The following is a 15399-nucleotide window of genomic DNA, read 5'->3' on the forward strand; positions in this document are numbered from 1 at the left end:
TTTTCCTCCTTAAGATATATATAGTATTAATACCCATTATATAAAATAACTTGATTTGATTTTATGCTATTTTGAACATCAATAATTCTTTGATTACTAGATCCTCTAAAAGTTAAAGTCAAATCTTTTTTTTCTTCTATAAATGGTCCATCTACTAAAATATCAATTAAGGTTAAAAGCTTTTTTGAATCTTCATTTTTTAATAAATCTTCAAATATAAAACCAGAGTATATCCATATAGACTTATCTATTTGATTCTTTATTTCATCTACTATCTTATATAAGTCTGCTGCATGCTCAAACGGCTCACCACCTAGGACTGTAAGTCCTGCTACATTCGGATCATTTAAATATGATATAACTTCATTTGTTGTCGATTTTGTCCATATATTTCCAAAGTTAGGATCTTGATAATCTTTATTAAAACAATTTTTACAATTAATATGACAACCAGTAACAAATATACTTGTTCTTATACCAGGACCATTAGCTATATCATATTTTCTAATTTGTCCATAATTCATATGTGTAAAACCCTGGCTTTGATTTCTTTTGTTCGTCCTTCGTTCCAGAAATTTTCTCCTAAATATCCACAAGTTCTTCTTACAACTGTAAGAGTGCTCTTATCCTTATTTCCACAATTAGGGCAATACCATTCATTTCCATCATTTAATAAAATTTCACCATCAAATCCACATTTACTACAATAATCCGACTTGGTGTTAAATTCTGCATATTGAATATGATCATAAATATATTTTATCATTGTTAAAATAGCTTCTATATTATTTGTCATATTTGGTATTTCTGCATAAGAAATACATCCACCAGTTGATAACGATTGAAATTCTGATTCAAAATCAAATTTTTCAAAAACAGATATTTCTTCTCTAACATCTACATGGAATGAATTCGTGTAATAACCCTTATCTGTAACATCTTTAATTTCACCAAATCTTTTTTTATCTATGCTTGCAAATCTGTGAGTTAGGCTTTCTGCAGGTGTTCCATAAACAGCAAAAGCTATATCATACTCTTTGCTCCATTCTTCTTTCTTTTCATTTAATAGCTCCATAATTTTAAGTGCAAAAGCCTTTCCCTCTGGTCTTGTATGAGATTTACCAGTAACTAGTATGCTAGCTTCATAAATTCCTATATAGCCTATTGTTACAGTAGCATAACCATTTTCCAAAAGTGTTTTTATAGGTGTATGCTTAGGAAGCCTTGCTATCGCTCCATGTTGAAAATGTATTGGAGAAGAATCACTTGTTACTTTTGCTAAGTGTTCGTATCTTAAAAGACCAACCTCTTTTACAAGTTCTAACCTTTTTTCTAGAATTTTAAAGAATTTTTCTTCATCATTTTTAGCAAGAATTCCAATTTGTGGAAGATTTATAGTGCATACTCCCATATTAAATCTTCCATCAAATTTATAATTACCGTCTTCATCTTTGTATGGAGGTAAAAATGCCCTACATCCCATTGGAGAAAAAATATTACCTTCGTAATTTTCTCTCATTTTCTCAGCTGAAATATAGTCTGGATACATTCTTTTTGCTGTACACTTTCCAGCAAGTTTTGTAAGATAATAAAATTTACTATCTTCTATTACGTTATTTTCATCTAGTACATATATTAATTTCGGAAACGCTGGAGTAACATATACTCCTGCTTCGTTTTTAATTCCTTGTATTCTTTGTTTTAAAATTTCTTCTATAATTTTCACAGTCTCATTTAGATAAGGATCTTTTTCATCTGTATGCATAAAAAGAGTTACAAATGGTGCCTGTCCATTACTAGTCATTAGTGTATTTATTTGATATTGAATGGTTTGAATACCTGATTCTAAATCTTTTTTAGTCATTGCCTTAGCCATATCTAAAGCAGATTTTTCATCAGCTAAGGTTTGCTTACAAAGTCTTAAATTTTTATCATAAGACTTTTTAAGATAAGGGCTTAAGCAAGATATATTAATAGATTGACCTCCGTATTGATTAGATGCAATTTGTGCTATTATTTGAGTCATAACATTGCAAGCCACTTGAAATGACTTTGGACTTTCTATTAACTTTCCGTTAACAACCGTGCCATTGTCTAACATATTTTTCATATCTACTAGGCAACAATTAAAAATAGGTTGGATAAGATAATCTAGATCATGAATATGTATTGCTCCTGATTCATGAGCTTCTACTAAATGAGCAGGAATTAATTTTCTTTTTGCTATGTCTTTTGCTACTTCTCCTGCTATTAAATCTCTTTGAGTGGATGCTATCAAAGGATTTTTATTTGAATTTTCATCCATAACGTCAATATTTGTTTGATTCAGTAAGCCTAATATATCTTTATCAGAGGTATTTTGTTCTCTTTTGTAAGCTTGTATAGATTTATATGATTCATAGGCTCTAGCAGTCGCTGGATTATTTTTGCTAATTAATTCATAATAGACTGCTTCTTCTATCTCATATATAGATATTTCATCTTTACTCTCAAACTTTTCTTTTATTATAAATGCTATCTCTTCTGGCTGACCTTTTACATATATGCCGCTTGGTGAATTCATAGCCTTTAGAATAGCAGAACTTATCTTTTCTTTATTAAAATCAACTTTTTTTCCATCTCTTTTTAATACCGTTGTCATTTTATAAGCCTCCTACTTTTAAAGTAGTATACCATATATAGTTCTGTAAGTAAATAATATACTATATATAGTATATTACAGCAAAAAACCAGGAATAAAATAAGGATGTTGCTATTTAGACCATAGAACATCCTTATAAACTTAAATTAATTAATTTTTCTTAAAAGTTAATTTTTTTTCACTATCAACATCTAAAATAGCTGTATCTTTGGCCCCTATCTTTCCTTCAATAATAAGTTTACCAAGTTTTGTTTCAACATTTGTTTGTAAATATCTTTTTACTGGTCTAGCACCAAATTCTACATCATAAGAATTAGCTAATATATACTCCTTAGCTGCTGGAGTAATTTCAAGCCCTATATCCAGATCTTTAAGTCTTTTTTTAATATCTTCTACTTGTAAATCAATAATATTGTATACTTGTTCACTTGTAAGCGGACTAAACATTACTATATCGTCGATCCTATTTAAAAACTCAGGCTTAAATGAAGCTCTAAGTGATTCTTCTACTAAGTTTTTATTTTCCTCATCAATAGAACCATCATCTTTTAATCCATCTAAAAGATAACTTGATCCTATATTTGAAGTCATTATTATAATAGTATTTTTAAAGTCAACTGTCCTACCCATACTATCTGTAAGCCTACCATCATCTAAAACTTGTAACAATATATTAAATACATCTGGATGAGCTTTTTCTATTTCATCAAATAAGATTACAGAATATGGCATGCGGCGAACTGCTTCTGTAAGTTGTCCACCTTCTTCATATCCTACATATCCTGGTGCTGCTCCTATAAGTCTAGATACAGAATATTTTTCCATATACTCACTCATATCAATTCTTATCATGTGATTTTCATCATCAAACATAGCTTCAGATAAAGCCTTTGCAAGCTCTGTCTTTCCCACTCCTGTAGGGCCTAAGAATATGAATGAACCGATTGGTTTAGATTGATCTTTAAGACCAGATCTAGCTCTAATAATTGCATCTGAAACAGATTCTACTGCTTGATCTTGTCCTATTACTCTTTCGTGAAGTTTTTCTGGTAGATGAAGAATTTTGCTTCTTTCACTTTCTACAAGTTTAGAAACTGGTATACCTGTCCAATTACTTACTACATCTGCCACATCTTCATCTGTAACTTGTTCTTTTATAGAATCAGCATTATCATTTTGAGAAAGTTCACTTGCTTTTTTAAGCTTTTCTTCTAATGCTGGTAAAGTTCCATAACGCAATTCGGATAATTTTTCAAAATCATAATTACGTTCAGCTTGATCTATCTCTACATTGACCTTATCTATTTCTTCTTTTATTTTTTTTACATCATCAATAGAAGATTTTTGTTCTTTCCATTTTAGAAAATCTTCGTCATATTTTTCAGATAAATCAGCCAATTCTTTTTCAAGAATAGCAAGTCTTTTCTTAGATGATTCATCCTCTTCTTTTTTAAGAGCAGTAATTTCAATTTGTAATTGAAGAAGCTTTCTCTTTTGTTCATCAAGATAAGTTGGCATAGTATCAATTTCTGTACGAACTGTTGCACAAGCCTCATCCATTAGATCTATTGCCTTATCTGGTAAAAATCTATCTGTGATGTATCTATCAGATAACTCTGCAGCTGCTATTACCGCACTATCTTGAATCCTAATACCATGAAATATTTCATACTTATCTTTGATTCCTCTAAGAATACTAATAGTATCCTCGATACTTGGCTCATTTACCATTACCTTTTGGAATCGTCTTTCAAGCGCACCATCTTTTTCTATATATTCTCTATATTCGTTTAAAGTTGTAGCACCTATAACTTTGATCTCTCCACGAGCAAGCATTGGTTTCATAATATTTGAAGCATCCATAGCCCCTTCTGATTTACCAGCCCCTACTAAAGTATGGATTTCATCAATAAACATAATAATCTGTCCATCAGAATTTTGAACTTCTTCTAATACTGATTTAAGTCTTTCTTCAAATTGGCCACGGTATTTTGCTCCGGCTACTAATGATCCCATATCTAAAGAAAAGATAGTTCTACCTTGAAGTGGTTCTGGCACATCATTATTTACTATCCTTTGGGCAAGACCTTCTACTATTGCAGTTTTACCTACACCAGGATTACCGATTAATACTGGGTTATTTTTCTTACGGCGAGACAAAATTCTAAGTGCATTTCTAATTTCACTATCACGACCTATTACAGGATCAATTTTTCCTTCTCTTGCTTCTTGAGTAAGATCTCTACCAAATTTTTCTAGGGGATTATTTGTTTCTTCTGGATTATCTGTAGTTACTTTTTGACCTTTCCTGACCTTATCGATAGAACTTTTAAATTCTTTATACTTTAAGCCGTAACTTTTATTTACGTCACTTACTTGTGTTTTTTCATTAAGTAAGGCTGAGAATATATGTTCTACTGATACAAAGCTATCCCCCATAGCATTTGCTTCATCTTCACTTTTTAAAAGAATTCTAGTGAAAGTCTGAGTTGGATATATATTTGATCCACCACTAGCTTGAGGAAGTCTTTCCATAAGATCTTTTATTTCATTCTTATATGCATCATAATCTACCCCCATAGTTTTAATTACTTGAGAAACTATGGAATTAAAATCTTCTATGAGAGCATAATTTAAATGTATTTCATTTACTTCGGGATTACTATTTTTAATAGCAATATTATTAGCATCATTGATAGCTTCTGCTGATTTTTGTGTAAATTTATTATAGTCCATAAACTACCCTCCTATTTCATCTAATTGTTGATATAACTTAATTGCTTCATCGGACAATTCTATTGGATTATCTATTATAATTTCAAGAAGCAAGTCTCCTTTATTTCCTTTTCTATCTTTATAACCGTATCCTTTAAGTCTAATTTTTTGTCCAGAATTAATTTTTTCTGGAACATTAACCATTAAGCTCCCATTTAGTGTATCTACTTTTATTTTAGTTCCAAAATATGCTTTCCAAGGTGTGATTTTTTCTTCTTGAATAATATCAATTCCATCTAACCTTCTATTTTCTTCGTCTTTTATAATAACTTTAGCTAAAATATATGCATTAATTCCATATTTTGAACCATCAATTTTTATTTTATTATTATTCTTAATTCCTGCTGGTACTTTAATCTCAACATTACTTGTAGTATCTTTATGTTTTATAGCTACATTTTTTTTAGTACCATTAAGGGCTTCATTTATAGTAATTTCTATCCTTGCATCCAAGGTTGATTTTTTCTTTGCATTAAAGTTTTTAGTTGATGCATTTGAAAACTTACGAGAAGATCCTCTATTGTAGGTAGATTTTCCAAATCCTCCAAATAAACTATCAAAAAAGTCTGAAAATCCGCTATCACTGCCACTTGTATAAGTATAAGATCCTCCACCAAAGTTTCCAAAATCAAATCCAAAGTCACTAGGATCGAAGTTTTGTCCTCCCGTAAAGTTGGCATTCTTTCCAAACTTATCATATTTTTTACGTTTTTTAGGGTCTGATAAAACTTCGTAAGCTTCACTTATTTCGCTGAATTTATCTGCTGCATCTTTATCATCTGGATGAAGGTCTGGGTGATATTTCTTAGCAAGTTTTCTATAAGCTTTTTTTATATCAGCATCACTTGCTTTTTTATCTACTCCTAATACTTCATAATAATCTCTATATTTCATACTACCTCCACCATTTTAGATTATAATTTGACCATCTCTGACCTTAATTAAATTATACTATGCTTATGTATATATTCAAGCTCGAATGTATAATTTTTATATTAAGCTTAATTATATTAATAAAAACAAAATAATTAATTAAAGCCTTCAAAAGAAGGCCTCAATTAATGGTCATATTTGACTACAGATATTACTTTATAATCGTTTAAAACATCTCTACCATTTAAATCTTCTAGTTCTATTAAAAATTCAAAGGCAGCAACTTCTGCACCAAGACTTTCAATTAAGTTAGCAGCAGCCTTTGCAGATCCACCTGTTGCTATTAGGTCATCTACTATCACAACCTTCTCTCCAGGATTTAAGGCATCCTTATGCATCTCCAATTCATTTTCACCATATTCTAGGTCATAAGAAATTTTCTCAATTTCTCCTGGAAGCTTTCCTGGCTTTCTTATTGGTATAAATCCTTTATTTAATCTATCAGCAAGAGGAGCTCCAAATATAAAACCTCTAGATTCTATACCTACTATATAATCGAAGTCTAAGTCTTTTATTTCTTTTTCAAGTAAATCTAATGACTCTTCAAATGCTTCTTTATTTTTTAATAAAGTAGTAATATCCTTGAAAGATATACCTTCAATTGGGTAGCCTTCTATAACTCTAATTGTTGATTTAATATCCATTATAATCCTCCAAATAAATTATACCCTAAATAATAACATCTATTCTGATATAATAATATTATACTCGTATAAAGAATAGGAGTTTTATATGCTAAATGAAAAGTTAGATAAATATTTAAAAAAAGATTATTACCCCTTTCACATGCCTGGAGCAAAAAGGAGCTCAATATTACGAAATGATTTACCTTATAAAAGGGATATTACTGAAATAGATGGCTTTGATAATTTAAATAATCCAAAAGAAATTCTACATGATTTAGAATTAAGTCTATCTAATATTTATAATGTAAATGAATCTATAATATCAACAAATGGTTCAACTTGTGGTATATTGGCTAGCATTCGCTCATTAACTTACAAAAATAAAAAAGTACTAATACAGAGAAGTTGCCATAAAGCTGTATATAATGCAATTGAAGTATTTAATCTTGACGTTGATTATATAGATATTGTCACAAATGAAATAAACGCTGTAATTAATATAGACTATGCAGGCTTAGAAAAAAAGTTAAATAATAATTGTTATGCTGCTGTTTTAATAACCTCACCGTCTTATGAAGGTTACGTTTTAGATTTAGATAAAATCTATGAATGGTGCAAGAAAAACAATACTCCATTAGTAGTGGACTTAGCTCATGGCTCACATTTTATTTTAGAAGATTTTTATAGTACTGCTTTTGATATAGCTATTACATCATTTCACAAGAATTTATCGGGTTTAACTCCCTCAGCTGGTGTACTAATAAATAATAAGTCTTTAGCAAAAGAAATAAGACGAAATATGGCTATATTTCAAACATCCTCTCCATCTTATGTAATAATGCAATCTATAGATGAAATGATAGAAAATTTTGATAAATTCTCAATTTTGTATAAAGATTTAAATAAAAATTTAAATGACTTATATTCATTAGAATTAAAAAATTTAAAATTAATAGATAATATAATTAAAGATAAATCCAAAATTTTAATTTCAACAAAAAATACAAATATTAACGGAATAATCTTACAAAATCTTCTTAGAAAAGAAAAAATTGAAATAGAAATGGCTTATCCAAATTATTGCCTACTAATTTCAACAATCTTTGATAGTAAAAAAGGATTTGAAAGATTAAAAGAAGCTCTAATTAGCATTGACAAGAGTATATACAAAATAGAAAATGATGTAAAGTTTTCTTATACAATTCCTAAGCAAGCTATTAAAATATCGGAGGCCATACTAATGGATAGTAAAAATGTTACCCTATCCAATAGCTTAGATAAGATATCAGCCTGTTTTGTATATGCCTATCCACCTGGCATACCTTTAATTACTCCAGGCGAATTTATAGACAATAGAATAATAGATAACATTAATCAACTTCAATCTAGTAATGTTTCTTTAAACATTGATAAATATATAAGAGTAATAAATTGACAAATAAATCTATAACTGTTAAGATTAAAATGTATATTAGATACATACATATTTATATATGAGGAGAATATATATGAAAAGAATTGTAACACTTAATACAAGAAATCTCCACAAAAGTAAAAAAGACGGCGGATGCGGTGAATGCCAAACATCTTGTCAATCAGCTTGTAAAACAAGTTGTGGAGTAGCTAACCAAGAATGTGTTAGCAAAAAGAATAAATAAGGGTTTAACCCTTATTTTTTTCTTTGATATTTCCTAGTGTTTTACTATAATTTTAATATAAATTTCAAGGAGAAAATATGATACATCAATATAAAGCCAAAGGCTTTAATATAGTTTTAGATACCTATAGTGGATCAGTCCATGCTGTGGATGATATCACTTATGAAATAATATCTTTATATGAAGATCATGCTAAAGAGGACATAAAAAATAAACTTACTACATATAATCTTACAGATGATCAATTTGGTGAAGCTTATAAAGAAGTTTGTGATTTGGTAAATGAAGGAATGCTATTTACAAGTGATAATTTTGCTGATTTATCGATAGACGTTGTAAATAGACCTACAAATGTAAAAGCTATTTGCTTAAATGTAGCTCATACCTGTAATTTATCTTGTGAATACTGCTTTGCAAAGGGAGGTAAATACCACGGTCCAGATGCTATAATGACAACTGAAACTGCAAAAAAAGCCATAGATTTTTTAATTGAAAATTCTGGTAATCACTATAATTTAGACGTAGACTTCTTTGGTGGAGAGCCTCTTATGAATTGGGATGTAGTTAAAGAAACTGTCGACTATGCTAGAAATTTAGAAGAAAAGTATAATAAACATTTCAATTTCACTCTTACAACAAATGGTATGCTCCTGGATGATGATAAAATAGAATATTTAAATGAAAATATGAAAAATGTAGTTCTATCTCTAGATGGTAGGCGTGAAATCCATGATGAATTTAGAAAAACTATTGGAGGAAAAGGCTCTTTTGATACTGTAGTACCAAAGTTTCAAAACTTTGTAAGTAAACGTGGCGATAAAGAATACTATATGAGAGGAACCTATACTGCAAATAATTTAGATTTTACAAAAGATGTTAAAACTTATTTAGACTTAGGATTTAAGAGAACTTCACTAGAACCAGTAGTAGGTAATTCTAAATCAGATTATGCTCTAAAAGAAGAAGATTTACCTGTTCTTTTTGAAGAATATGAAAAGTTAGCCGATATGATGATAGATGCTATAGATAATAATAACAAATTTATTTTCTACCATTATATGATAGATTTAGAAAACGGCCCTTGTGCTCACAAAAGAATCTCTGGTTGCGGATCAGGAACTGAATATATGGCTATTACACCAAGTGGAGAACTCTATCCTTGCCATCAGTTTGTAGGTAATGATGACTTTATTATTGGAGATATAAACCAAGGAATAATTAGAGATGATATTATAGAAGATTTTAAGAAATGTAATTGTTACTCTAAAGAAGAATGTAAATCTTGTTGGGCAAATATGTATTGTTCAGGAGGATGTGCTGCAAATAATTACAATGCTAATGGTGATATAAATGAAACTCATGATTATTCTTGTAAGTTATTTAAAAAAAGAATAGAAATGGCAATAGCTATTAAAATTTATGAGTACATGAAAGAATCTGAGAAAAAAGAATCTATAGCCTAAAAATTTTTATATAAAATTTTTTATATAAAATTAAGATACCTAATAACATTTATGTGTTAAATATTTGTTATTGGGTATTTTTATTATATAAGAAAAAATGGAGGAATACAATGACTGACGAAAAAAGAACATTCGAAGCTGGTAATGATACAAATAAAAATACAGATAATTTAAAAAAAGATTTAGATAAAAATGGAGAAAAGATAAAGGAATCTTTTGAAAATACTTCTGAAAATGTAAAAGAAGGATTTAAAGAAACAAATGAACACATAAAAGATGACTTTAATAATGTAAAGTCTGATGTAAAAAATGATTTTAATGATGCTAAAGATAAAACCAAAGAAAAAGTAGATACTTCAGATTATAAGAGAGTCAATACAGAAGGAACAACAACTCATACTGATAATAAGCGAGATATTAGTGAAACAAAGACTAACAATGTAGAAGAAAAGAAGCCATTCTATTCTAACTGGTGGTTCTGGGTTTTAATAGTTCTTCTTCTTTGGGCTTTATGGAAATTCGCCTTTAACAATGACAAAACTGAAACTACAGATACAACACCAAATACTACAACTACAGAAACAGTAGAACCAAAGGATAAAAACTAAGAAACCCTATGTTCAGAGGTGATAGATAAAACTACCACCTCTTTTACATTGGATTTTTCAAGACACTTAATTATTTCCAAAGCAGTAAATCCAGTAGTAATTAAATCATCTATCAATAGAACTCTTTTTTCAGTTAAATCTTTATTGCAAACAAATGCCCCATTAAGATTACTAGCTCTATCCTCTTTTCCTAATTTATGCTGAGCTTTAGTATTTTTTATTTTATAAAAACCTTTAAGGTGCTCACAATTAGTTTTATCAATAAATAAATCAGTAATCATTTTTATATGGTCAAATCCCCTATAATTTATAGTTTTTTGGCTACTAGGAGATGATAAAATATAATCACATAAGAATAAATTATTCACCATCCCATAATCATATAAAATACTAGCGAATACTTTAGATAAAGAGGTATTCCTATTAAATTTATAATCTCCTATCATTTTTTTCATATAGGCATTATAAAAATATACAGCATGTGCATCATATGATTCAATCTTAAATTTATTAGCTACATAATCTAACTTTTTAAGACAATTCTTACATAGATAATGAGCAGCTATTTCTTCTTCTTTGCACATATAACACTTATTTTTATCAAGGAATAATAAATTAATCACCTATTATAGTCTCCATTTCATTTATCCAATAAGACAAATTTGTAAATCTTTTGTTTGAAGTATTGTTATCTACCATTTGTTTTATAATGCGCTTTTCTCCAACCAAAACTACTATTTTTTTTGCACGAGTTACACCAGTATAAAATAAGTTTCTAGTCAATAACATAGGAGATACCTGCATCATAGGTATTATAACTGCCTCAAACTCCGAACCTTGTGACTTATGAATTGTGATAGCATAGGATAAATCCAAATCTTTTATATCTTCTTTTTTATATTTTACAATAGAACCATCATAAAACTCTACTTCAAGACTATATTCTTCATTATCTATATCTATTATAAATCCTATATCACCATTGTATACACCTTCAGCATCGGATAAAGAATTTTCAACCACTAGATCATAATTATTTCTAATTTGCATAACCTTATCGCTTATCCTAAATTTCTTATCATTTATTTTAATAAGTTTATTTTCAGGATTTATTATTTGCTGAATATTTGTATTTATATTAGTTGAACCCCATTGAGTTTTTTTACTAGGACATAAAATTTGAATATCTTTGACCTTATCTAGTCCATAATATTTCGGAAGTCTTTCATTTACTAAATTAGTGAGTATTTTGTCAAAGTTATTTTTATTTGCTTCTATAAAAAAGAAATCTTTACCTGCTTCATTTAATATTGGATATTCACCATTATTAATTTTGTGGGCATTAACTATAATATTAGATTCTAATCCTTGTCTAAAAATTTTTTTTAACTTAATTGTATTTATATCAGTTTCTATTATATCTTTTAATACATTTCCAGGTCCTACAGATGGCAGTTGATTACTATCTCCTACCAAAATAAGAGCTGTGGTAGGAGCAATTGCGCTTATTAGAGACTTCATAAGATAGATATCAACCATACTCATCTCATCAACTATAATATAATCTTTCTCAATAGGATTTTCTTCGTTATATTCTGCAAATGCCTCGTCTGGTTTAATGCCCAATAGTCTGTGTATAGTATAGGCCTCATCGTTTGTAGATTCTTGTATTCTCTTGGCTGCTCTACCTGTTGGCGCAAGCATAACATAACTTAAGTTATTTTTATTTAGAATCTTTTTAATAGCATTGATTATAGTAGTCTTACCTGTACCAGGTCCACCAGTTATTACTAAAAGCATGTTTTTAAACGCTTCATTTATTGCTAATTGCTGCTCCTTGGAAAATGCAGATAAATCCTCATCTATATCAACCTCAAATATATACTCACTATCTTTCTTTTTTGATAGCTCCATAGCTACATATTTTTCAGCTTTATATAAAGAACTCTTATAAACATACTCTTGATCATCAATAACTACTATAACTAGCTTTCCAGCAAGAGAATCTTCTTTTATAGTGTTACATATTTCTTTATCAGAAACTTTAATTAAATAACTAACCTTATTTATTAAATATTGAAGTTTTAAAGATGTATGTCCATTAAATTCTGCTTCGTAATTTAGTATGTGGCTAATTCCTGCAGAAATTCTAAATTTAGAATTAGATTCCATTTGCATATTACGAGCAATATTATCTGCCATAGCAAAACCTACACCACTAATATCATCCACTAATTTATATGGGTTAGATTTTATAATATCAACAGTGTTTTCACCATATAGCTTACAAATTTTCATAGAAAGATTATAGGATATATTCAAAGATTGTAAATAAAGCATAGTATTTCTAGAGTCTTTAGAAACTTCGCTAGTTTCTTTAATATCTAATATTTTTTTATCTCCGATTCCCGGTATAACTTTAAGTTTATCGGCTTCATTATAGACAATATCTATTGAATCTTCGCCAAATTTTTCATAAATTTGCTTCGCAGTTCTTTTGCCTATACCCTTAATATTAGAATTTGATAGAAAGTTTATTATAGCATCCTTCCCTTTTGGATTGATAAGCTTTATGGTTTTTACATTAATTTGTTCACCATACTTATCATGATATACTAACTCACCATCAATTTCTACATTATCTCCCTCATCAAAAAAAGGCATAGTGCCAACACAGGTGATATCAGAATCAGAAGTTTCTACAACAATAATATTGTATCCATTATCTTTATTCCTATATACTATGTTTGTTACTATGCCTTCTATCTTCATTTTTTAAATTTCTACTCTCTTGATATTTGCTCCAAGTTTTGTAAATTTTTCTACTAGATCACTATAGCCACGATCTATATGATATATATCTGAAATCCTAGTTTCACCTTCTGCAACTAAAGCTGCAATGACTAAAGCAGCTCCTGCTCTAAGATCAGTTGCTTTTACATCTGCCCCATGAAGCTTATCGACGCCAACTATGGTCGCACGATTGCCACTAGTAGCTATAGCTGCTCCCATTTTATTGAGTTGTTCAACGTGCATAAATCTATTTTCAAAAACAGTTTCTTGAATTTTACTTTCTCCATCACAGATTGTCATTAAGGCCATGAATTGAGCTTGTGCATCTGTTGGAAAACCTGGATATGGAAGAGTTTGGATATTAGTTGGTTTTAGCTTACTATCTACACTAACTTTTATAACATCTTCATCTTCCAACTCTTCTACATTAGCACCCATTTCGATAAGTTTTGCTATTACAGGTCTAATATGACTTCCTATAACATTATTAATTGTTACATTTCCTTTTGTCATAGCTGCTGCAATCATGTAGCTTGCTGCTTCTATTCTATCAGGAATAATAGTATGACGTGTCCCTGTAAGTTTTTCAACGCCTTTAATAACTATAGTTGATGTCCCAGCACCTTTAATCTTAGCTCCCATCTTTGATAAAAATGAAGCAAGATCTACGATTTCAGGTTCCTTAGCAGCATTTTCAATTGTAGTTTCACCATCTGCTAATACTGCAGCCATCATTATATTTTGAGTAGCACCTACTGATGGAAAATCAAGGTACACCTCATTACCTATTAATTCACCATTAGTCTCTATAGCTATTTCTTCATCATTAACTCGACTTGTTGCACCTAAGGCTTCAAATCCTTTAAGATGAAAATCTATAGGTCTTGCACCAATATTACATCCACCTGGAGCTTTTGTATAAGCTTTTTTAAATCTTGATAATAGCGGACCCATTACAACAAATGAAGCACGCATTTTATCCATTAATTCATATGGAGTTTCACAAGTATTTATATTAGATGAATCTATTTTAACAGTATCTTTATCGAGATAATCTACTTTAGCTCCAAGATGCCTTAGTACTTCAATCATTATCTCAACATCTTTTAACGCTGGCACTCCATCTAAAATTATTTCTTCTGTACCCAATACACAAGCTGCAAGTATTGGCAAAGCTGAATTTTTAGCACCTGATATGCTTACCTCACCGCAAAGTGGACCTGCCCCATTTATAACTAGTAATTCTTTTTTATTCATTTTAACAATCCTTTATTTTGTACCAAAAAGTCTATCTCCAGCATCACCAAGTCCTGGTACAATGTAACTATTTTCATTTAAACCATCATCTAATTGGGCAACTATAATTTTTACATCTGGATGCTCTTCTCTTAATTTTTCTATTCCCTCAGGAGCTGCAATTATACTTAATAGTTTAATTTCTTTACATCCTTTTTTCTTAAGATTTTCTATAGCATCACAAGCAGATCCTCCTGTAGCTAGCATTGGATCAACTACAATTATATCTCTTTTTTCTACATCATTAGGTAGTTTAGAATAATATTCTACAGGCATTAGAGTTTCTTCATCTCTATACATACCTATATGACCTATTTTTGCTGCTGGTAAAACTTCCAATACACCATCAACCATTCCTAAACCCGCTCTTAAAATAGGAACTATTCCTAATTTCTTACCAGATATCTTATATCCAGTAGTCTTAGTAATTGGTGTTTGGATTTCATATTCTTCAAGATCTAAATCCTTGGTCGCTTCATAAGCAAGAATTATAGATATTTCTTTTATAATTGATCTAAACTCATTAGATCCTGTATTTATATCTCTAAGTATTGAAATTTTATGTTTTATAACTGGATGGTCTAAAATTTGAACATTTTCTGTCAT

At 29.5% G+C, this 15399-nt stretch carries 13 protein-coding genes; 4 read left to right on the forward strand and 9 right to left on the reverse strand.

Going from position 1 to position 15399, the window contains the following annotated elements:
* Window positions 1-26: 26 nt before the first annotated feature.
* The 5 genes from nrdG to J2Z39_RS06915 all read right to left on the reverse strand — a co-directional run bounded on the left by nrdG (window position 27) and on the right by J2Z39_RS06915 (window position 6993).
* Window positions 27-524, reverse strand: coding sequence for an anaerobic ribonucleoside-triphosphate reductase activating protein (nrdG, locus tag J2Z39_RS06895; protein ID WP_209814477.1), 498 nt, complete (start codon window positions 522-524; stop codon window positions 27-29).
* Window positions 521-2641 (reverse strand): anaerobic ribonucleoside-triphosphate reductase, encoded by a 2121-nt coding sequence (gene nrdD, locus J2Z39_RS06900; RefSeq protein ID WP_209814478.1) that lies wholly within the window; start codon window positions 2639-2641, stop codon window positions 521-523. Before nrdD ends, nrdG begins: the two co-directional genes overlap by 4 nt.
* A 150-nt stretch (window positions 2642-2791) precedes the next feature.
* Window positions 2792-5377, reverse strand: coding sequence for an ATP-dependent chaperone ClpB (gene clpB / locus J2Z39_RS06905; RefSeq protein ID WP_209814479.1), 2586 nt, complete (start codon window positions 5375-5377; stop codon window positions 2792-2794).
* 3 nt (window positions 5378-5380) lie between these two features.
* A complete protein-coding gene (locus tag J2Z39_RS06910) occupies window positions 5381-6310 on the reverse strand; it encodes a DnaJ domain-containing protein (protein ID WP_209814480.1) in 930 nt (309 codons plus the stop codon).
* Window positions 6311-6474: 164 nt separating this feature from the next.
* Window positions 6475-6993, reverse strand: coding sequence for an adenine phosphoribosyltransferase (locus J2Z39_RS06915; RefSeq protein ID WP_117522231.1), 519 nt, complete (start codon window positions 6991-6993; stop codon window positions 6475-6477).
* A gap of 88 nt (window positions 6994-7081) precedes the next feature.
* Here J2Z39_RS06915 and J2Z39_RS06920 point away from each other — a divergent pair, with 88 nt between their 5' ends.
* The 4 genes from J2Z39_RS06920 to J2Z39_RS06935 all read left to right on the forward strand — a co-directional run bounded on the left by J2Z39_RS06920 (window position 7082) and on the right by J2Z39_RS06935 (window position 10704).
* The gene (locus J2Z39_RS06920) at window positions 7082-8410 is read left to right on the forward strand and encodes an aminotransferase class V-fold PLP-dependent enzyme (RefSeq protein WP_209814481.1); all 1329 of its coding nucleotides are present in this window, start codon (window positions 7082-7084) and stop codon (window positions 8408-8410) included.
* Window positions 8411-8483: 73 nt separating this feature from the next.
* Complete coding sequence (gene scfA / locus J2Z39_RS06925; RefSeq protein WP_117522229.1) at window positions 8484-8633, forward strand: six-cysteine ranthipeptide SCIFF; 150 nt, start codon at window positions 8484-8486, stop codon at window positions 8631-8633.
* A 77-nt stretch (window positions 8634-8710) separates the two neighbouring features.
* A complete protein-coding gene (gene scfB / locus J2Z39_RS06930) occupies window positions 8711-10096 on the forward strand; it encodes a thioether cross-link-forming SCIFF peptide maturase (RefSeq protein ID WP_117522228.1) in 1386 nt (461 codons plus the stop codon).
* Window positions 10097-10206: 110 nt separating this feature from the next.
* A complete protein-coding gene (locus J2Z39_RS06935) occupies window positions 10207-10704 on the forward strand; it encodes a hypothetical protein (protein WP_117522227.1) in 498 nt (165 codons plus the stop codon).
* On the opposite strand, the gene J2Z39_RS06940 is transcribed toward J2Z39_RS06935, so the two are convergent.
* Genes J2Z39_RS06940 through upp form a run of 4 tightly spaced genes read right to left on the reverse strand, consistent with a single transcriptional unit; the run spans window position 10701 to window position 15399 of the window.
* Window positions 10701-11327 carry a ComF family protein gene (locus J2Z39_RS06940; RefSeq protein WP_117522226.1) on the reverse strand — a complete coding sequence of 209 codons (627 nt, stop codon included), beginning with the start codon at window positions 11325-11327 and terminating at the stop codon, window positions 10701-10703. The two genes, J2Z39_RS06935 and J2Z39_RS06940, sit on opposite strands and share 4 nt — an antisense overlap.
* Window positions 11320-13476, reverse strand: coding sequence for an SF1B family DNA helicase RecD2 (recD2, locus tag J2Z39_RS06945; protein WP_209814482.1), 2157 nt, complete (start codon window positions 13474-13476; stop codon window positions 11320-11322). The genes J2Z39_RS06940 and recD2 overlap by 8 nt, the downstream gene beginning before the upstream one ends.
* 3 nt (window positions 13477-13479) lie before the next feature.
* Complete coding sequence (gene murA / locus J2Z39_RS06950; RefSeq protein WP_117522224.1) at window positions 13480-14754, reverse strand: UDP-N-acetylglucosamine 1-carboxyvinyltransferase; 1275 nt, start codon at window positions 14752-14754, stop codon at window positions 13480-13482.
* Between the two features lie 12 nt (window positions 14755-14766).
* Window positions 14767-15399: a uracil phosphoribosyltransferase gene (gene upp, locus J2Z39_RS06955; protein ID WP_117522223.1), complete on the reverse strand. Its 633-nt coding sequence runs from the start codon at window positions 15397-15399 to the stop codon at window positions 14767-14769.

The sequence above is a fragment of the Anaerococcus nagyae genome, assembly GCF_017874535.1.
In the GTDB taxonomy this organism is placed as follows: Bacteria; Bacillota; Clostridia; order Tissierellales; family Peptoniphilaceae; genus Anaerococcus; species Anaerococcus nagyae.